This window comes from Roseibium sp., assembly GCF_025698965.1.
Lineage (GTDB): Bacteria > Pseudomonadota > Alphaproteobacteria > Rhizobiales > Stappiaceae > Roseibium.
The window spans coordinates 13,441-32,252 of record NZ_JAILWL010000013.1; the positions used below are offsets into that span (position 1 = coordinate 13,441).

16 protein-coding genes are annotated in these 18,812 nt (G+C 56.6%); 8 read left to right on the forward strand and 8 right to left on the reverse strand.

The genetic code is table 11. The annotated features are described in order from the left end of the window. Positions 1-52: 52 nt before the first annotated feature. Together K5905_RS02215 and K5905_RS02220 are read right to left on the reverse strand one after the other, a co-directional pair. Positions 53-1,282, reverse strand: coding sequence for a L,D-transpeptidase family protein (locus tag K5905_RS02215; protein WP_297579820.1), 1,230 nt, complete (start codon positions 1,280-1,282; stop codon positions 53-55). A 429-nt stretch (positions 1,283-1,711) separates the two neighbouring features. Beyond that, positions 1,712-3,043, reverse strand: coding sequence for a dihydroorotase (locus K5905_RS02220; RefSeq protein WP_297579823.1), 1,332 nt, complete (start codon positions 3,041-3,043; stop codon positions 1,712-1,714). A gap of 172 nt (positions 3,044-3,215) precedes the next feature. On the opposite strand from K5905_RS02220, the gene K5905_RS02225 reads away from it, so the two are divergent. The 5 genes from K5905_RS02225 to K5905_RS02245 all read left to right on the forward strand — a co-directional run bounded on the left by K5905_RS02225 (position 3,216) and on the right by K5905_RS02245 (position 7,892). Further along, positions 3,216-4,106 (forward strand): folate-binding protein YgfZ, encoded by an 891-nt coding sequence (locus K5905_RS02225; RefSeq protein WP_297579826.1) that lies wholly within the window; start codon positions 3,216-3,218, stop codon positions 4,104-4,106. A gap of 34 nt (positions 4,107-4,140) precedes the next feature. Further along, positions 4,141-4,803 carry an HD family hydrolase gene (locus tag K5905_RS02230; protein WP_297579829.1) on the forward strand — a complete coding sequence of 221 codons (663 nt, stop codon included), beginning with the start codon at positions 4,141-4,143 and terminating at the stop codon, positions 4,801-4,803. Positions 4,804-4,857: 54 nt separating this feature from the next. Next, entirely contained in the window at positions 4,858-5,364 is a 507-nt protein-coding gene (locus K5905_RS02235) for a tyrosine phosphatase family protein (protein WP_297579864.1), read from the forward strand. 19 nt (positions 5,365-5,383) lie between these two features. Continuing rightward, positions 5,384-6,367: an NAD regulator gene (locus K5905_RS02240; RefSeq protein ID WP_297579832.1), complete on the forward strand. Its 984-nt coding sequence runs from the start codon at positions 5,384-5,386 to the stop codon at positions 6,365-6,367. A 280-nt stretch (positions 6,368-6,647) separates the two neighbouring features. Continuing rightward, on the forward strand, positions 6,648-7,892 hold the full coding sequence (locus tag K5905_RS02245) for a cell wall hydrolase (protein WP_297579835.1): 1,245 nt from the start codon (positions 6,648-6,650) through the stop codon (positions 7,890-7,892). A gap of 18 nt (positions 7,893-7,910) precedes the next feature. On the opposite strand, the gene K5905_RS02250 is transcribed toward K5905_RS02245, so the two are convergent. Then, the gene (locus K5905_RS02250) at positions 7,911-8,414 is read right to left on the reverse strand and encodes a YqhA family protein (RefSeq protein WP_297579838.1); all 504 of its coding nucleotides are present in this window, start codon (positions 8,412-8,414) and stop codon (positions 7,911-7,913) included. A gap of 199 nt (positions 8,415-8,613) precedes the next feature. Next, entirely contained in the window at positions 8,614-9,636 is a 1,023-nt protein-coding gene (locus K5905_RS02255) for a GlxA family transcriptional regulator (RefSeq protein ID WP_297579841.1), read from the reverse strand. A gap of 266 nt (positions 9,637-9,902) precedes the next feature. Between K5905_RS02255 and K5905_RS02260 the strand changes: the two genes are divergently transcribed. Then, the gene (locus K5905_RS02260) at positions 9,903-10,496 is read left to right on the forward strand and encodes a HupE/UreJ family protein (RefSeq protein ID WP_297579844.1); all 594 of its coding nucleotides are present in this window, start codon (positions 9,903-9,905) and stop codon (positions 10,494-10,496) included. A 155-nt stretch (positions 10,497-10,651) separates the two neighbouring features. Here K5905_RS02260 and nadC read toward each other — a convergent pair whose 3' ends face one another. The 3 genes from nadC to nadA all read right to left on the reverse strand — a co-directional run bounded on the left by nadC (position 10,652) and on the right by nadA (position 14,317). Beyond that, the gene (nadC, locus tag K5905_RS02265) at positions 10,652-11,515 is read right to left on the reverse strand and encodes a carboxylating nicotinate-nucleotide diphosphorylase (protein WP_297579847.1); all 864 of its coding nucleotides are present in this window, start codon (positions 11,513-11,515) and stop codon (positions 10,652-10,654) included. 14 nt (positions 11,516-11,529) lie between these two features. Beyond that, positions 11,530-13,131: an L-aspartate oxidase gene (locus K5905_RS02270; protein WP_297579849.1), complete on the reverse strand. Its 1,602-nt coding sequence runs from the start codon at positions 13,129-13,131 to the stop codon at positions 11,530-11,532. A 103-nt stretch (positions 13,132-13,234) separates the two neighbouring features. Then, positions 13,235-14,317, reverse strand: coding sequence for a quinolinate synthase NadA (nadA, locus tag K5905_RS02275; RefSeq protein ID WP_297579852.1), 1,083 nt, complete (start codon positions 14,315-14,317; stop codon positions 13,235-13,237). 382 nt (positions 14,318-14,699) lie between these two features. Here nadA and K5905_RS02280 point away from each other — a divergent pair, with 382 nt between their 5' ends. Together K5905_RS02280 and K5905_RS02285 are read left to right on the forward strand one after the other, a co-directional pair. Continuing rightward, positions 14,700-15,935 (forward strand): MFS transporter, encoded by a 1,236-nt coding sequence (locus K5905_RS02280; protein ID WP_297579855.1) that lies wholly within the window; start codon positions 14,700-14,702, stop codon positions 15,933-15,935. 136 nt (positions 15,936-16,071) lie between these two features. Continuing rightward, entirely contained in the window at positions 16,072-16,791 is a 720-nt protein-coding gene (locus K5905_RS02285) for a phytochelatin synthase family protein (RefSeq protein WP_297579858.1), read from the forward strand. Between the two features lie 79 nt (positions 16,792-16,870). Here the strand turns inward: K5905_RS02285 and glyS are convergent. Next, on the reverse strand, positions 16,871-18,812 hold a 1,942-nt coding region (glyS, locus tag K5905_RS02290; protein ID WP_297579861.1), incomplete at its 5' end, for a glycine--tRNA ligase subunit beta.

The window sequence follows — 18,812 nt, forward strand, 5'->3', positions numbered from 1 at the left end:
AATGCCCCCGCTGAAGCGGGAGCATTCTGGATCGTTTTCTGTACGGGCCGCGTTATCGCGTGATTACGACAAAGTCGGTACCCAGACCGGTGTTGCGTTTGAAGCTCCGGTCGGTGACCGTCAGCGAGGTGCCCGGCGTCAGCATTTTGGAAAGTTCTTTCGCCGCCTTTTCGGGAATTTCGATGCGGTCCAGCAGGTCGATCGACGCGCCTCCGCGTTCCCCTTCAGCCGACACTGCCATCCAGTCAACCGCTCCGTCTCCCTGCTCAAAATCGAGAGCAGTAAAGACATGGGTGCCGATTTCCTGCTCGATATCCTTGACGGTGACCTGAGCGGAATAAATGTCATGGAATTTCCGGCGAACACGCAAAATTGCATTTCGTGGTTTCACATAGCCGGCATCGGCCTGAACCCTGGCAACAAGGGCGTCGGTAACGCGGCCTGTGACCGGCAGCTCAGCTCCTTCCTGGTAAAGACGGATGGCAGCACGGGTTTTGCGGCCGACGACACCATCAACCGGTCCGGCATCAAAGCCCATCCGGTTCAGCAGTCGCTGCATCACCTTCATCGGATTCGGTGCCCGTTGAGGCGTGATGATCATCCGCAAGGGGCGATCGAAATGCGGATTGTCCGGCTGTGTAACCGGCAGCGCGGCCCGAATGGCTGCCGGCTGGATAGCTCCGCGCAGAACCGGGTCTGCTTCAATCGTCTTGCCGGAAAGGCTCGCAACAGCTGTCTCGGGCACGAAGGGCTGTGGCAGAACATCGTGACGCACTGATCGCGGTTCCGCCGGATCGCGGGTCACGACCACATGCATTCCACGGTTGGTCATGCTGTAGAGAGACTTGGCGAAGGGGCGCGGCAGCCGGATGCAACCATGTGAAGCAGGATAGCCCGGGAGCCTGCCCACATGCAGTGCAATGCCGGACCAGGTCAGTCGCTGCATGAAAGGCATGGGCGCGTTGTCATAAAGGTTGGAAAAATGTTTGCGCCGTTTTTCCAGAATGGAGAATACACCCGTGGGCGTGCTGTGACCTCGCATTCCTGAAGAGATTGGCGAAGTTTCGATCAGATCGAGACCGCGATAGACCTTGATGTTCTGCTCGTTGAGCGACACCAGCATGTGCAATGGCGGTTCCGTAGCAGGCTCTGCCCCTACTTCAGCCGCAGTATCCCGTGCAACTGCACCAGACAAAGTGGAAGCGGTAAAAAGCATGGCTCCCGCAATTCCGGCAAGTATTCCAACGCTTTTATTCCGATTTTGAAACTTATTTGACAACATTCCGGAGCTCCCCAACGCAATACTCTTAAAGCTCGACTTAAACTCTATCAGCGACCTGTGTAGATCGGGTTAGGAAACACGGTTACCCATTGGTTTCCTTTTACCATTCCTTGAAACACTCACACTTTACCCAGTCAGGTGCTGTTACTCACATCACAAATTGTTTGGATCCTTTTCACAGTTAACGCCACTGCGGACGCGTGTCCGCGGTGTCTTTAAAGACATCTCATCCGCCGCCGCCGCATGTGAACGACAGCGAAATGGAATTCGTTAAGGGAGGTTTCGGACCCGAGGTCATACCAACGCCGAAACGGGCACTCTTTTCTCAAATCCCGGAAGGTCGCGGCACAATTGAGTCCCGCGAGCTTCCTTCCTGCTCACGGCCCAAATGCAACACGCGCTCGTCTGAAACCAATCCGCTCACACGACCTAGTTCTTCAGGCCATCTTGAAAGAGGACAGCTTCACCAAGAGATGGTGTCGCGAGCTCGCCTTCCCACATCACACGCCGCCCTCTGACAACTGTTCCCACCGGCCAGCCGGTAACCTTTTTGCCGTCATAAGGCGTCCAGCCGCATTTGGAAGCGATCCAGTCATTGGAGATCGTTTCGATGTGCTTGAGGTCGACGACAGTGAAATCGGCATCGTAGCCGACGGCAATCCGCCCCTTGCGCGCGGTCTGGAACAGGCGTGCCGGTCCGGCGCTGGTCATATCTACGAAACGCGCCAGACTCAGGCGACCGGCATTGACATGATCCAGCATGATCGGCACCAGGGTCTGAACACCGGTCATCCCGGAGGGCGAGGCCGGATAAGGCTTCTGCTTTTCCTCCAGCAGATGCGGTGCATGGTCAGATCCGAAAATATCCAGAATGCCTTGCTGCAGACCCCACCACAAACGTTCCGAATGGCGAGGCGCACGTACAGGCGGGTTCATCTGAACCAGTGTCCCGAGACGGTGATAGGCTTCGTCCGTCAGGGTCAGGTGATGAGGGGTCACCTCGATCGATGCGACGTCCTTGTAGTCGATCAGGAAGTCGACTTCTTCTGCGGTCGAAAGATGCAGAATGTGGATCTTGGCACCGGTTTCACGAGCAATGCCGACAAGGCGCTGTGTGCATTGCAGGGCTGCAATTTCATCGCGCCAGACCGGATGCGAACTCGGGTCGCCCTCCACACGTTCGCCTTGACGCTCGCGCAGACGGAACTCGTCTTCGGAATGAAAGGCCGCACGGCGGCGCGTTGCGGAGAGGATCTCACGCACGCCCTGATCGTCCTCAACCAGAAGGTCACCGGTTGAAGACCCCATGAAAACCTTGATGCCGGCCGCCGCCGGAAGCCGCTCCAATTCAGGGATGTCCTTGACATTGTCACGCGTGCCACCGACCCAGAACGCAAAGTCGCAGTGCATGCGATGATGCCCACGCTTCACCTTGTCTGCGAGTGCCGATTCAGACGTTGTCAGTGGATTGGTGTTCGGCATTTCAAAGACCGCCGTGACCCCGCCCATGACCGCAGCGCGCGAACCTGATTCCAGATCCTCCTTGTGATCGAGGCCAGGCTCGCGAAAGTGCACCTGAGTGTCCATGACACCAGGGAGAACATGCAATCCCGTGCAGTTGATCACTTGACCGGCTTGAGACGCATCAAAAGAGCCGATCCCGGCAACGCGCCCGTCTTTCACCGCCACATCACGAAGTCCCTCGCCATCCTGGTTGACTACGGTTCCGCCTTTCAGGATCAGGTCATAGGTCGCGCTCATGGGGCTCCTCCGGCAATGGTTTGGTCAGTGGCAGGTCAATCTCACCGGGCTTATACGCGGCCACTGACCAAAGGGCCAGACACGGCTTAAATTTTCCCGCCCTTGCCCACACGGGACAAAGAACCTATTTGGCGACTATCATATTCGTCCCCTCTCCAACGTGGAGCTTTTCGTGCCGTCTTTCTCCTTTGCGCCTTTGGCAGACCGTTCGCTGATCCGCGTTTCCGGCGACGAGGCTCATCATTTTCTGCAAAACCTCGTGACGGCAGACGTAGAGGACATCGACAAGTCCGGAGCGGGATCTGCAGCACTGCTGACACCACAAGGCAAAATCCTGTTTGACTTTCTGATCTACAAACAGAGTGACGCCTATATTCTGGATTCACCGGCACAGGCCGCGGCAGATCTCCTCAAACGGCTGACCTTTTACCGGCTTCGGTCGAAAGTCGATCTGGAACTGATGCCGGACGACGTTGGTGTCGTTGCGCTTTGGAATGGGACGGCCGACGTCGACAACGCCATTGTTGCCGTCACGGATCCGCGCCTGCCTGCCCTCGGTCAACGGTTTGTCGGTCCAATTTCTGCACTGTTGACGGAACTTGGCGTTTCGGCCGCGGATTTGGCTGACTACGATCAGCACCGGATCGAATTGGGCGTGCCGGAAGGTCTGAAGGATTACGACTATTCCGACATTTTTCCGCACGACGCGGTTCTTGACCAGTTGGGCGGGGTGTCATTCAGCAAGGGCTGTTATGTCGGGCAGGAAGTCGTTTCGCGCGTGCATCACAGAGGCACCGCACGAAAGCGCTTCGTGAAGGTTGAAAGCTCAGGTCAGCTGCCTCCAAAGGGAACGACGGTTACTGCCGACGGCAAGTCCGTCGGCATTCTTGGCTCCTCCACACTTGTCAACGGAAAGGCGTTCGGCCTTGCCCTCCTTCGTCTTGACAAGGTGCGCCAAGCCAAGGACAACGGCATCCCACTTCAATGCGGTGATGCGGAACTCCAGGCCACCCTGCCTGATTGGGTGGAGTTTACCTGGCCGGAGCCGAACACCGCCGACTGAAACCGCGTCAGATTTCAAGGTCGAACCAAAACAGATGCCGTCAGCCCGCACCGATCAACCACCCCGCGCCTGGCAGCGCATGCTATCCGGCAGACGCCTGAACCTGCTGGACCCTTCCCCCCTGGATGTCGAGCTCTCCGACATTGCGCACGGTCTTGCGCGCGTCGCCCGCTGGAACGGACAGACCCATGGCAACCATGCGTTCTCTGTCGCGGAACATTCGCTGATCGTGGAAGAAGTAGCCTTGAAGCTGAAGCCCGATCTGCCTGCGCACTGGCGCCTGGCGATATTGCTCCACGATGCGCCGGAATATGTCATCGGCGACATGATATCGCCCTTCAAGGCGGTGATCGGTGAAGCCTACAAGGCTGTTGAGGCGCGTTTGCAGGGAGCGATACATGTACGCTTCGGTCTGCCCGCCGAATTGCCTCAGAATGTAAAGAAACTGGCTAAGCGTGCAGACATCATCTGCGCTTATTTCGAAGCGGTTGAGCTGGCCGGTTTCGAAGAAGAGGAAGCGGCCAAAATCTTCGGTCGTCCACGCGGCTTTCCCACCAACAATGCGGGCAAACTGCGTTATGGACTGGAACCTTTGCCCGTTGCGAAGGCACAGGAAATGTTCATGAAACGGTTCGACGAAATCGAACGGCTGCGCGAAGCTGGGAACAAACAAAAAAGCCGACGTGCAAACGGGTGACGTTGCGAGCGAATAGCCCTAGTTTACTTGCAGATACGAATGATATGGTCTGCCATGCTGCACGTGTGTTCACTCTCGAAACTGCCTGAAACGGTTACCGAAACCGGAGCAAGATCTCTGGTTACGCTCATCAATGCGGAAATGACTGTTCCGACGCCTGACGGCATCGACCCGGAGCATCATCTTTTCCTTGCCTTCAACGACATCGTCGACCCGGTGGACGGTCTGACACCCGCCAGCGAACAGCACATTGTCGAGTTACTCGAATTCATCAATGCGTGGGACCGGAAGGCGCCGCTGATCATCCACTGCTGGGCAGGCATCAGCCGGTCTACAGCCGGGGCTTATGTCGCGGCCTGTTCCCTGACCCCGGACATGGACGAATACAGGCTCGCGGCGATCTTGAGAGAGAGATCGCCCTCGGCAACTCCCAATGCCCGCATCGTGGCCATGGCAGACAAACTGCTTGGCCGCGACGGACGTATGATTGATGCGATCCGCGGTATCGGGCGTGGCGCCAATGCTTTTGAAGGCACGCCTTTCGTCATGCCGATTGAGTGAGTTTCAAACGGGAGGCCCCATGCCGCACAGGCACGCAAGTATCGAGATTGGACTGAACGCGGTGATTGTCTCCGTTGACGATGGCATGCCTCAGATCGTTCATGTCAGTGACCCGCAGGACGTCACTCTCGATAGCTTGCCATTCGGCCCTTTCGACCCGCTGCACCACAGAACTTTCGAAATCGGCCTGAGGGCCTGGGTGGAAAACCAGACGGCCCTTCGGCTTGGCTATATTGAACAGCTTTATACATTCGGCGACCGGGGCCGCCACAGGGTTACCGGAGATGAAGGGCCGCATGTGGTTTCGGTCGGATATCTGGCTTTGACGCGGCAGACGTCGGATTCTGAAAATACGCTCGCCCGGCATAACTCTGCCTGGCGATCCTGGTACGATTATTTTCCCTGGGAAGACTGGCGCAACGGGCGCCCTGCCCTGCTGGATGATGAAATCCTGCCGGCGCTGGAAACCTGGGCCCAGGAAACACCATCACCGGAAGAGGCACCGAAGCCACTCAGCCGCCAGGAACGCGTTCGCCTTGCCTTTGGAACGGAGGCCACAAGCTGGGACGAAGAACGCGCGCTTGAGCGCTTCGAGCTGCTTTATGAAGCAGGACTGGTATTTGAGGCCAAGCGGGACGGCAGACCCGCAGCACTTGCACGAGATACGCTTCCCTATCTTGGTGCCTCCATGCGGTTTGACCATCGCCGTGTCCTGGCAACAGCGATCACCCGTCTGCGCGGAAAGCTGAAATACAGGCCGGTGATTTTCGAATTGATGCCGGAGGCCTTTACCCTGACGGAGCTGCAAACTTCCGTAGAAGCGATTTCGGGGCGGCACCTGCACAAACAGAATTTCCGCCGTCTGGTGGAAAACGCCGATCTTGTCGAGCCGACCGGCGCGACATCCACGGCCACCGGGGGACGCCCGGCGGCCCTGTTCCGCTTCCGGCACCAGCTGATGAACGAACGCCCGACACCCGGATTGCGGGTCGGCGGACGCTGACGACAGACTCGCGCGCCGTTTTTGTTAATCCCGATCAGGTCTGTCTTTAACCAGAACGACACCGTACCGTCGCGGCAACTTCACCTAACTACTTCGCATTATTAACCATACTTGGCCCCGCAATAGAGAATTTACCGCCAAATTCGGTGAATTCTGAGCTTATTAACGCTCTTTCAAGGTTAAGCGGACATCTTCAATTTTAGCGTTGCTGTTTACACAGCCAAAGCGCAGGTCGTCTGGCGTGATGGGACGATGTGTAACGAGTTGGAGTCGGCTGCGTATGTTTGGCCTTATGTCCCGCGATGGAACGCGGTTTTCATTTTCAGTGACACCGGACTTTCGCCCGATCCGGACGCGTTTGCGCCGGCTTACCTATGTGCTGGCTACTGGTCCGTTGATCTATTTGGGCCTCGGAGGCTCGATCGGCGAACAGGACATTTTCGCGCTTATCAATTCACGCCACGAGACGCCACGCTGGATGATGACGCTCGAGCCTGCCAGTTACACCTCAAAGATCGCACCCCAGCTCGCCCTTGGCGCAATTGCGGTTCCTGATCCGAACCAAGGCCCTGTCCTGACACTGACCTCTGCCGACAAGGGCTTTAAAGCCGTGCCGCTGGTTGGACTAGAAGATGTCGTGCAGAGCGTCCGACCGACCGAGATACCGAATACGATTGTCACGAATAAATCCGCCAAGGGGGATCGCAAGATCACGATGGCTCCGGATCGTCAGATGGTCGATATGGCGGCGGGCAATGTCTATGCCATGTCCAGCATGATCTCCAACGGCAAGAAGCACAATGACTTGCCGCGTGTCGCCTTCGTCAAGCCTCATCCGCTCAATTCCAAGGAAACCACACGTCTGGCCAAGGCCGGTAAGGACGGGCTCCTGGAGGACGGACCGCTCGATTTGCAGAAAGTGATGATGGCGCGCAATGCCGCTGCCGCGAGTTTCTCGCTTGTTTCCGCTTATGCCCCGGACAGCGTCAAGGAGACCAAGGAACCTTTCGACGCACTTTTCGGAGCGGCGAAATATGAACAGGAACTGCCGCCGCCGGAAGACCCGGACAATCCACACTGGTGGGCTCTAAAACCACTCCCTCTTTCTGTCGGCCAAAAGAAAGAACAGCGCTGCCTGGCAGAGGCCATTTATTTCGAAGCCCGTGGCGAGAGCGAAGACGGCCAGGTTGCCGTTGCGCAGGTTGTTCTCAACCGGGTGAAAAACCCGGCTTATCCGAATTCCATCTGCGGCGTGGTCTATCAGAACCGCCACAAGCGCAACCGTTGCCAGTTTTCCTTTGCATGTGACGGCATCAAGGACCGCATTTCGAGCAAAGGCGCGTGGAAAACAGCACAACGCCTGGTCAGGGATGTTCTGGATGGCAAGCAGTATTCGAAAATGGTGGATGCCTCGACCCACTACCACGCCACCTATGTGAACCCGCGTTGGGCAAAATCCATGGCCAAGCGGGGCCAGGTCGGTCTGCACATCTTCTACAAGACCTATGCAGGCGGCTGGAACTGATCCAGCCGCGGCCAGAATTCAGTCGCTTGATCGGAAGACATTCGTAACAACATAGGTTGCCAGCAGGATAAGGTGAAAACCGAAAAGGGCGACGACCTGCAAAGTGGTCAGCTGGGAAAATTCCAGTAACTCGCTCAAGACGTGGATCGAGGAGATGATGATGATCGTCGACACGATCCGGTGCTTCATACGCCGGTAAGCCCGCTCGCTTTCCTTGATATACCCTTCTCCCTGCGCCGAGGCTTTCAGCCGGTAGGTGTTGTAGGTGTTGTTTGCGACCATCACCACCAGATTCGCGATGAACACCATGTCCAGCAGGTTCAGGATCAAGAGGATCGTCTTTTTGCGGTCGAGAAACTCGTAGGTCGAGATTGCATCGTAAAGATCGACAAAGAATGTGATCAGGAACAGGACCATTCCGATCGTCAGACCGATCAGCATCGGGATCTGTGCCAATCGGGTCAATCGATTGGCGAGATCAAACTCATCCGAGGTTTCGGTCTCATGTTTCTGTTCGCCCATGGCGTTGTCCCACAGCTCCGTTTCCAGGTTGCGTTCTCAGACGCTAGGGCAAAAATCCGTCAGACGAAACCGTTCAAGATTTCTTCAATCAGGTTTTTCCCAATCGCCAGAATTTGCATTCACAAAATAGACGACAATGGCATTCCGGTGCCGTGGCAGAACTTGTCCTTGAACCGAAACCCTCAACCAGTGGAATGTGTCAGCGTTCCCAGGTCCTGCCATTGAGTTCCCGGTCCTGTGCCGGGCTGACTCCATGCGCCGATCGGTAGCGTTTTGAAAAATGCGACCCACTGGAATAACCACAGGCAGCGCCGATATCGATTATGCGCATGGAAGTGCGGCAGACCAGTTGACGCGCAATGTCAATGCGGATCCTGTTGTAGTAGTCGTGAGGTGAGCAATTCAGGTACTTCTGGAAATCGCGCTGCAACTGACGGGGACTTGCACCCAACCGGTCCGCAATTTCCTGGAGAGACAACGTTTCACTGATGTGTTCGGTCATCAGCTCGATACACGTTCGCAGCTTTTTCGGCACCATCTGCAGGTCGTCACGCATCAGCGTATGTTGTGATTCGTTGCCGGAACGCATGTCGTGGTGCAGGGCGATTTCCGCTACACCGCCTGCCACCTCCCCACCGTGAACGTCCGCGATGAACCCGATCATGAGGTCAAGTGCAGCCGTGCCGCCGGCACAGGTCAGGAAACGGCCATCAGCCTGGATGAGATTGTCAACAAGTTCGGTTCTGGGGAACAGTTCCCTGAATAGATCAGCGTATTCCCAATGGATGGTGCAACTGCGATCGTCCAGAAGTCCAAGATCGGCAAGTACGTAAGCTCCGGTGCAAATACCTGCGACGCGGCTGACCCGCTGAGAGAACTGACGGATCAGAGCTTTCTGTCCCGGCGCCAGTTCGATACGCTCAACGTCATCACTGCTGCAGACAGCCAAAAGATCGGTTCGCTCCACATCGCCAAGGGCGCAGTCTGCGCGCATGAAACTGCCGTTGCTGGCGACCGCGTCCTGTCCGTCAAGCGTGCAACACCGGTAGTGAAAGGCCTTTCGCTTCAACACCTTGTTCGCGATACGCAGCGGTTCGATTGCTGACGCAAAGGAAAGCAGGGAAAAGTTATTCAGGAGCAGAAAGCAGACGTCGACCGTATCCGGGTCCCAGCTCGTCTTCGGTTCGGAACAATCCATTCCTTTGCGTGAAGCGTCCGTCACTACATGCAAACCTTTCTTGCTACCCGGCAAATCCCGTCTGATCCGAGGTGACCGGGACAACTTTTTCTACACTGAACCAGTGTAGTCAACGGCAGGGATCGTCACGTTCTTCGGCCCACCTGTAACACTCCGCGGCGATGTTGTTGATAATCATACGCACAATTTACAGGATGTTGGATAAGGTGATAGGTGATTCTCGTCCCAACCCGACGGGATCGGTGCGACCCAATCCGGGGCACTGGAAAGACCAATTGAAGGATCATCTCATGCCATTTCGCCTTGGCCTTGCTGCCATAGTACTCTCCTTTGCTTCTTCTCCCGCACTTGCTCACCTGGATCCGGCGGAGCACGGTTCATTTGCCGCCGGTTTTAGCCATCCCCTGTTCGGCACTGACCACGTGCTTGCGATGATTGCCGTTGGTCTTTGGGCAGCGCTTCTGGGTGGACGGGCGGTCTGGATGCTGCCAACTGCCTTTGTCAGCGCAATGGTAGCCGGCTTTTTCCTTTCACTTGCCGGTATGCCATTGCCTTATGTCGAGCCGTTTATTCTTCTGTCAGTGGTGGTTCTGGGCGTGGTTGTGGCGCTGGCGCTGCGGTTACCTCTCGGTCTGTGTGCAGCCCTGGTCGCAGCATTTGGCATTTGCCATGGCCATGCCCATGGCGGTGAAATCGGAACAGCAGGGGAGATAGCCTATGCAGGCGGTTTCGTGCTGGCGACAGCATTGCTTCACGCGGCGGGCCTGCTGATCGGCCATGGCGCCAATATCGCTGCGCATAACAATCCGGGCTGGGCGAGCCGGATTATCCGCGCATTGGGCGTCGCTACTGCCTCCGGTGGGATCTATCTGGCGGTTGGCTAGGCGCGCGCCTTGCTTCATCTCAAAAGATAATCTTGTCTCGGAGGAACGGTTCTATTTTCCAGAGAAAATGGACCTTCCTTCGAGACGGATCCGAGTGGTCTTTTCGGCATGGATTCGATGCGTGTTGCAATGTCACGGCAACAGCTTGAGAGGCTTCAGTGCATCTCGATATCGAGACCAAGATCCAGGACGGGGGCCGAATGCGTGATCCAGCCGGAAGAGATCAGATCGACGCCTGCTTCGGCCACAGCCTTGACGGTGTCGAGCTCAATCCCGCCTGAAGCCTCCAGCAACACCTTGCCGCCCGCAATCTCGACAGCCATTTCCAGCATCTCAGGCGGCATATTGTCGAGCATGACCACATCGGGCCCGGCCGTCAGCGCTTCCCTGAGCTGATCGAGGGTGTCGACTTCCACTTCGATTTTCACAAGATGTCCCGCAAAAGCCTTTGCCGCCTCGATGGCCGGAACGACGCCGCCAGCGACTGCAATGTGGTTGTCCTTGATCAGGATTGCGTCATCGAGACCGAACCGGTGGTTGGCACCACCGCCGCATTTGACGGCGTATTTCTCAAAAGCCCTCAATCCCGGGGTCGTCTTGCGAGTGCAGACGATATCTGCCGAGGTATGCGCGATCAGGTCGGCGAAACGCGAGGTTGCCGTAGCGATCCCGGACAAATGACCGATAAAATTCAGGGCGACACGCTCGGCGGAAAGGAGCGCCCGTGCCGGGCCTTCAATGCGAGCAACGACATCGCCCGGTGAAAGCCGGTCGCCATCCTTCATCAACGGGTCAAACCGAAGGGAAGCATCGGTCAGTCGGAAAGCACTTTCTGCAAACCCTGTTCCCGACAAGACACCGGGCTTGCGTGCGGCAATCACGGCATTGGCTCTTGCGTCAGCGGGCAATGTTGCCTGGCTGGTCACGTCGCCTGCACGGCCCCAGTCTTCAAGCAGGGCTGCCCCGACCGCCTCATCAATCATCAGCTGCGGTAATTCGGGTAAGTTTTTCTGGGTCATATAGGGTACTCCGCTCACGCGGTCTCCAAGGCCTCGGCCGTGATCGCCTCAACCTCTTTCAAGGTGGTGTAGGAGCGTTTGGCCTTGTCCGGGTTCGCGTTCGGAAAGTCGCTGCGGAAATGGCCGCCACGGCTTTCCTGTCGCTTCAATGCCGCCGCGGTGATGATCTTGCCCGCTGTCATCATGTTTCGGATAGACTGACGGATGCAGATTGTTTCCGCTTTCGTGATTTCGGCGAGCGCGCTCTTCAGGCCATCCGCATCGCGTTCGACACCAACATTTTTTGCAAGTGTGTCGCGCAGAACGGAAATCGCTTCCCGCTCTTCCACATTGCGCTGGCTCGGAAGACCAGGTTCGTCATCCATCGCATTCCAGAAGGCGCTGCGCGGTGTCGGCATCAACCCTTGAATGTCCTCAGCAATCCTGGCTGCAAAAACCACCGCTTCCAAAAGCGAATTGGAGGCAAGCCGGTTGGCGCCATGAGCACCGGTGGAGGCAACCTCTCCTGCGGCCCACAGGCCATCGAGAGATGTCCTGCCGTTGGCATCCGTCAAAACACCGCCCATGTGATAGTGCTCGGCCGGCGCGACCGGCAGCAGGTCCTTCACCGGATCAATTCCCGCCGAATTTGCTGCTGCAAAAACCGTTGGAAATTCGTCCTTGAACTTTGCGCCGACCGCCTCCCGGCAATCCAGATATGCACCGCGCCCTTCAGCGATTTCACGATGAATGGCTCTTGCCACGATATCGCGCGGGGCCAGCTCCAGATCCGGATGAATACCCTCCATAAACCGCTCTCCGGCCTTGTTGACCAGGGTCGCGCCTTCTCCGCGCAATGCTTCCGTCGCGAGTGGTGCGGGATCCTTGCCAACATCAAGTGCGGTCGGATGAAACTGCACGAATTCGGCATCGGCAATTACCGCTCCGGCACGCGCCGCCATGGCAAGGCCATGGCCGTTGGCTTCATGCGGATTGGTTGTCATGCCATAGAGATGCCCAATTCCCCCGGAAGCCAATACAACCGCCTTTGCCGGGAAGGCCAGGCGCTCGATGCCACCTCGGCGGCGTGCAAGGACGCCGGTGACGTACCGTCCGCCACCCAGAAAGCTCTCGCCGATGTAACCTTCAAGAACACGGATTGACGGCGTATTGCGAACAGCGACGATCAGGGCATCCATGATCGCTCTGCCGGCCATATCCCCGCGCACGCGTACAACGCGGCTTTGAGAATGGGCTGCTTCGCGCGATAGCTGCAGGCGACCTTCAAGATCCTGGTCGAACGGGACACCATAGGACAGAAGATCATGAACACGATCGCTGCCTTCCCGGGTCATCTGATCGACGATATTTTCCTCGCAGATACCACATCCGGCAACAAGCGTGTCGTCCCTGTGTTTTTCGACCGAATCCTGTTCCGAAATAGCTGCGGCGATCCCGCCCTGAGCCCAGGCAGACGACGCGCCTTGTCCGATCGGCGCATTTGTAATCACCGTTACCGGCCTTGGACTGAGTTTCAGGGCACAGAAAAGGCCTGCGAGACCTCCACCCAGAATGACGACATCATCCACATCCTTGCCAATATAGGCAGGTGCAAAATCCTCAACCGACACGGCCATGGGAAACTTCCTGGAACAGTTTGGGCATCGCCCGAAAATGCTTCCGGGCCAATTTGACCCTGGCCCGGAAGAAACGCGTTTTCGCGGTTTAGACCAAAGACGGTCAGATTTTCAAGTTGATCATCCGCTCGACCGCGGTTCTGGCCTTGTCCGCAATGACAGGATCTACAATAACTTCGTCCTTCATCTCGACAAGTGTGTCGAGGATCTTGTCTAGCGTGATCCGCTTCATGTGCGGACATAAATTGCAGGGGCGGATGAAGTTCACGTCCGGCGTTTCACTGGCAACGTTGTCAGCCATCGAGCATTCGGTGATCATCATCACCTTTTCGGGCTGCTTCGTTTTGACCCAATTGATCATGTGAGCAGTGGAACCGGCAAAGTCGGCCTCAGCCACGACTTCCGGCGGACATTCCGGATGCGCGATGATTTTTACATCGGGCTCAATCTTGCGGTAGTCACGCAGTTCTTGTGCAGTGAAACGCTCATGAACCTCACAGGCCCCATCCCACACGAGAACCTCGACATCGGTCTTGTTGCCGACATTGGCTGCCAGATATTTGTCCGGGATCAGGAACACCTTGTCGACACCGAAGCTTTCGACCACCTGAAGGGCGTTTGATGACGTGCAGCAGATATCGCATTCAGCCTTCACATCCGCCGAGGTGTTGACATAGGTGATGATCGGAACGCCTGGATTGCGCTCGCGCAAGGCGCGGACATCGGCTCCGGTAATGGATTCGGCCAGCGAACAGCCCGCCCTCATATCCGGGATCAGTACCGTTTTCTCCGGGCTGAGGATCTTGGAGGTTTCCGCCATGAAATGCACACCGCACTGGACGATCACATCCGCTTCGGTACGGGTTGCCTCGATGGCGAGCTGCAGGCTGTCGCCAACAATGTCCGCCACACCATGATAGATGTCCGGCGTCATGTAGTTATGAGCCAGAATGACCGCATTGCGCTGTTTCTTGAGCTCGTTGATCGCATGGATCGTCGGTGCCAGCGCAGCCCATTCGATGGCCGGAATGATGTGCTTGACCTTCTCGTAGATCGGCGCAGTCGCCTCGGCGATCTCCGGCGTATATGTCAGATCCGGACGCTCCAGCTTGCCGTAGCGCTCCAAAGCAGTCAGTCCGTTTGCAATCGGTTCACCGATCGGTGCAGTTGCCTGGGCAATGGTCATTGCGACCTCCCTTCGATAAGCGGACTGAAACGGGAATTTCAGCCCGATACCCCATTATACTCAACTTGAGCATATTCAACACAAAAGAAAACGGGCGCAGTGGCCCTGACACTTTTGCTCGTTCGGAGTTTATATAAGAGGAATGTGGCCAAAAATCCATCACTTTCGCGCAGATTTCGCTATACTTTCAATTCCTCTTTTATTCTCAACACCTTGCGTCAAAAATTTTCTGAAATCACTAGCCAGCTAACCAACAGGGCCGGACACAAATGGCCAATACCGGTCATTCATTCCAATTCTTGATCCATTGATCAAAAGAACGCGTTTGGCCAATCGAAGTGCATATTTTATTTTATCGTAAAGTTACGATTTGAGGTTCTTAATGAACATTGCATCCACGTCGACCCGCACCGGTCCCAACATTCCACTTGTCATCGCCTGTGGCTGTCTGATTGCGCTGATTTCGTTCGGGCCCCGCTCGGCGATGGGCCTGTTCTTTCAGCCGATGACGGAAGCGCGCGACTGGAGCCGTGAAATTTTTGCGCTGGCCATTGCCATACAGAACCTGATGTGGGGCCTCGGCCAACCGGTCGCCGGCATGATGGCGGATCGTTTCGGCACCTGGAAAACGATGACGCTCGGTGCGGCTCTCTACGTCTCCGGACTTCTATTGATGATTGACGCGGAAAGCGCGGTGGCCCTGCACGTCTCGGCCGGCGTGCTCATCGGGCTCGGCATCGCCTTTTCTTCCTTTTCCCTCGTTCTGGCAGCGTTTGGACGCGCAGTGTCCGCGGAACAGAGGTCGCTCGCCTTTGGTATCGGCACGGCGTCCGGTTCGCTGGGACAGTTCCTGTTTGCCCCCATGGGAGGCGCCCTTCTTGCCAATGTCGGCTGGCAAGACACCTTGCTTGTTTTTGCCGGACTTGTTGCGCTCGTGCCGTTGTTTGCCATCGCGCTCAGGGGCAAATCCGAAAACCCGACGGCAGGCGCGCCTGCCAGCAACCAGAAACTCTCTTCTGCCATTTCGGAAGCCTTCGGGACACGCGGCTTCATTCTTCTGACAATCGGCTTCTTTGTATGCGGCTTTCACGTGGCGTTCATCACGGTTCACCTGCCCCCTTACATTGCCGATCTGGGCCTGGACCCTACCTGGGGGGCGACCGCCATTGCCCTCATCGGGCTTTGCAACATTGTCGGCTCGCTGGCGTCAGGTTACATCGGAGGGCGTTTTTCCAAACCGATCTTCCTGTCGCTGATCTATCTCGGCCGGTCGGTGGCGATCTTTGCCTTTATCATGCTGCCGATATCACCGACTTCAGTGCTGGTATTTTCCGGTGTCATGGGCTTGCTTTGGCTTTCAACCATTCCGCCGACTTCAGGACTTGTTGCCGTCATGTTCGGCCCTCGCTACATGGCCACCCTGTTCGGGTTCGTCTTCCTGTCCCACCAGATCGGGTCCTTCCTGGGTGTCTGGCTGGGCGGCAAGCTCTATGACGAAACAGGTTCCTATGACGCGATCTGGTGGAGCGGAATTGTGCTCGGCATCATGGCGGCTGTCATTCACTGGCCGATCGAGGAAAAACCGGTACCGAGGCTGGCAACGGAAGCTGCGGAATAATCGGGCAGGCTGATCCCGGAGACCCTGCGATTTCTGTCACTTGCACCAACAAGTTCCGTGAGGTCAAATCGATTGCGCGAAGAGCTGGTTCACGCCACTCTTCCGCGTCGATTTTCATTCAAAAGGGATCAGTTTCATGTACCGGATTGCCTTGAATTTTGCGGCAGCGACGATGGCGTGCCTGTGTTTTGCAAACGCAGAAACGATGCCTTTATCCGAAGACTTGATCGACCTCACAAGTACGGAAGGGCAGTCTCTTCTCCTGGGTGCCGAGGCGAGCAATGATTATTTTCCCTTAAGTATCCATTTCACGACACAGGATAACCCTGCCTATTGCGGTCCGGCGACGATCGCCATTGTGCTAAATGCCCTGAATGTGCCGCGCCCGGCTTCAAAGATGACACTCGGGCTGGGGATGTTCGATCAGAAAAACATCTTCACTCCAGCAGCTTCAGCCGTGAAACCGGCGGAGTCGATTGTGAACCCGCCTTATGGCATGACGCTTGACGAGCTTGGAGGTGTTCTTGCGGCGCATGACCTTGATGTCCAAGTCGTTCACGCAGCCGATACAGATCTCGACACGTTTCGAAATACCGCTATCGACCTGCTTCAGAAAGAGAACACTTTCATACTCGTAAACTATCTTCGAAAGTCCATGGGGCAGGAAAAAGGCGGGCATATTTCGCCGCTTGCCGCTTATGACGAAGATACCGACCGGTTTCTTATTCTGGATGTCGCTCGCTACAAGTATCCGCCGGTCTGGGTCGATGCGGCAACCTTGTTCGACGCAATGAACACCATCGATTCCGACAATAACGACAGGACACGAGGCTATGTCAGCGTCGGTCGCTCATAACGGTCATTCGCGTACCCGGTAAGTGGCATTGGCTAAGAAACTGCTGCGCCAAGCAACGACGGACACCGGCATGTTTTTTTTAAAAATCCGCGACCACATGTGTCGCGTCCCGGATCTCACCCAGCAACTGCAAACGGTTCATGCGCAACGTCTGATCGTCTGCGTTCACCAGAATGTCTTCGAAGAACCTGTCGACCGGAGCGCGCAGCCTAGACAGCGCCTCCATGGTTCCCTCAAAGTTCTCGGCATGAACCGTATCTGCCGCCTCGGCGCGGGCTGTGTCGATTGCCGCGGCCAGATCGATCTCCGCCTGCTCCTGAAAATGATCCGGATGCGGTTTGCCGGTTACCGGTGTGCCGTCTTTCTTCTCTTCGGCTTTCAGAATGTTGACTGCGCGCTTATAGCCCGCCAGCAGGTTCACGCCGTCGTCGGACGAAACGAACTTGCCGAGTGCCTCAACCCGTTTGACCACCATCAGGAGATCGTCCTGGCCTTCCAGTGCAAAAACCGCATCGATCAGGTCATGACGGGCGCCCTCATCCTTGAGATGTACCTTGAGACGGTCCCCGAAGAAGGAAAGCAAATCACTGACGAGGGCATCCGGATCAGCCACGTCGACTTTGTGCAGGTCAAGCGCCGAGCGGATAGCCTTTCCAAGCCTGATCCGCAGGCCGTTTTCCAGTACAATCCGAATGACGCCCAGAGCGGCGCGGCGCAGCGCATAGGGATCTTTCGAGCCGGTCGGCTTTTCGTCAATCGCCCAAAATCCTGCCAGCAGGTCAAGTTTCTCCGCCAGCGCCACACTGACGGCAACCGGATCGGTTGGAACGCTGTCGGAAGGTCCCTGAGGCTTGTAGTGCTCTTCAACCGCAGTTGCGACAGAAGCGTCTTCCCCCTGAGCGGTTGCGTAGTACCGGCCCATCAATCCCTGTAATTCGGGAAACTCGAAGACCATGTTCGAAACAAGATCGGCTTTAGCCAGTTCTGCTGCACGCTCAGCCTTTGCCTTGTCGGCGCCGACAACCGGAGCCAGTTCGGCAGACAGGGAAACCAGACGCTTCACACGTTCGCCGACGCTGCCCAGCTTTTCGTGAAACTTGACGACATCCAGCTTCGGCAGATTCTCCGACAGGCTGGTTTTCAGATCCGCCTCCCAGAAGAAGCGGGCATCGGACAGTCTCGCCCGAATGACTTTCTCGTTGCCGGCAACAATCATCTTGCCACCATCGTCAGCAATGATGTTGGAAATCAGAACGAATTTGTTGGCAAGGCGTCCGGTTTTCGGATCCTTCAGTACAAAACACTTCTGATTGACGCGGATCGTGAGCTGGATGCACTCGTCCGGAATCTCAAGGAAGTCCTTATCGAAGCTTCCAGTCATGACAACCGGCCATTCCACAAGTCCGGCAACTTCTTCCAGAAGCCCCGGGTCTTCCACAAGCTCCAGCCCCAGGGCCAGAGCCTGATCCTTGGCGTCGTTCAGAATGATTTCCTTGCGCCTGTCGGCATCCAGCACGACCTTGTGCTTTTCCAGGCCTGTCGCGTAATCGTCGAACCGGCGCACGTCAAACGCCTCATCAGCCAGAAAGCGGTGACCGCGGGTCGACTGACCCGAGGGCAAACCGTCAAACTCAAACGGCACCACTTCCGGTTCCTCTGTTTCCGGTCCGAATGTGGCAACAATGGAGTGAAGCGGACGCACCCAGCGTGTTGACGTCGACCCCCAACGCATGGATTTCGGCCACGGGAAATTCCGCAGGATCCCCGGCATGAATTCCGCGATGATATCGATGGCCGTTCGTCCCGGTTTTTCGATGACGGCCACATAAAAATCACCCTTTTTCGGGTCATTCTGAATCGTAGCGTCTTCGATAGAAGCAAGGCCTGCACCGCGCAGGAAACCCTCTACTGCCTTTTCCGGAGCACCAACGCGCGGCCCTTTGCGCTCTTCCCGCGTTGCCGCGGAGCCAACCGGAACGCCAGCAACATGAAGCGCCAGGCGTCGCGGTGTCGCAAATGCT

Bases quoted from the DNA above. Each gene is read 5' to 3' on its own strand.
- K5905_RS02215 (WP_297579820.1), bottom strand. From the start codon at position 1,282: ATGTTGTCAAATAAGTTTCAAAATCGGAATAAAAGCGTTGGAATACTT.
- K5905_RS02220 (WP_297579823.1), bottom strand. From the start codon at position 3,043: ATGAGCGCGACCTATGACCTGATCCTGAAAGGCGGAACCGTAGTCAAC.
- K5905_RS02230 (WP_297579829.1), top strand. From the start codon at position 4,141: ATGCCGTCAGCCCGCACCGATCAACCACCCCGCGCCTGGCAGCGCATG.
- K5905_RS02235 (WP_297579864.1), top strand. From the start codon at position 4,858: ATGCTGCACGTGTGTTCACTCTCGAAACTGCCTGAAACGGTTACCGAA.
- K5905_RS02240 (WP_297579832.1), top strand. From the start codon at position 5,384: ATGCCGCACAGGCACGCAAGTATCGAGATTGGACTGAACGCGGTGATT.
- K5905_RS02245 (WP_297579835.1), top strand. From the start codon at position 6,648: ATGTTTGGCCTTATGTCCCGCGATGGAACGCGGTTTTCATTTTCAGTG.
- K5905_RS02250 (WP_297579838.1), bottom strand. From the start codon at position 8,414: ATGGGCGAACAGAAACATGAGACCGAAACCTCGGATGAGTTTGATCTC.
- K5905_RS02260 (WP_297579844.1), top strand. From the start codon at position 9,903: ATGCCATTTCGCCTTGGCCTTGCTGCCATAGTACTCTCCTTTGCTTCT.
- nadC (WP_297579847.1), bottom strand. From the start codon at position 11,515: ATGACCCAGAAAAACTTACCCGAATTACCGCAGCTGATGATTGATGAG.
- K5905_RS02270 (WP_297579849.1), bottom strand. From the start codon at position 13,131: ATGGCCGTGTCGGTTGAGGATTTTGCACCTGCCTATATTGGCAAGGAT.
- nadA (WP_297579852.1), bottom strand. From the start codon at position 14,317: ATGACCATTGCCCAGGCAACTGCACCGATCGGTGAACCGATTGCAAAC.
- K5905_RS02280 (WP_297579855.1), top strand. From the start codon at position 14,700: ATGAACATTGCATCCACGTCGACCCGCACCGGTCCCAACATTCCACTT.
- K5905_RS02285 (WP_297579858.1), top strand. From the start codon at position 16,072: ATGTACCGGATTGCCTTGAATTTTGCGGCAGCGACGATGGCGTGCCTG.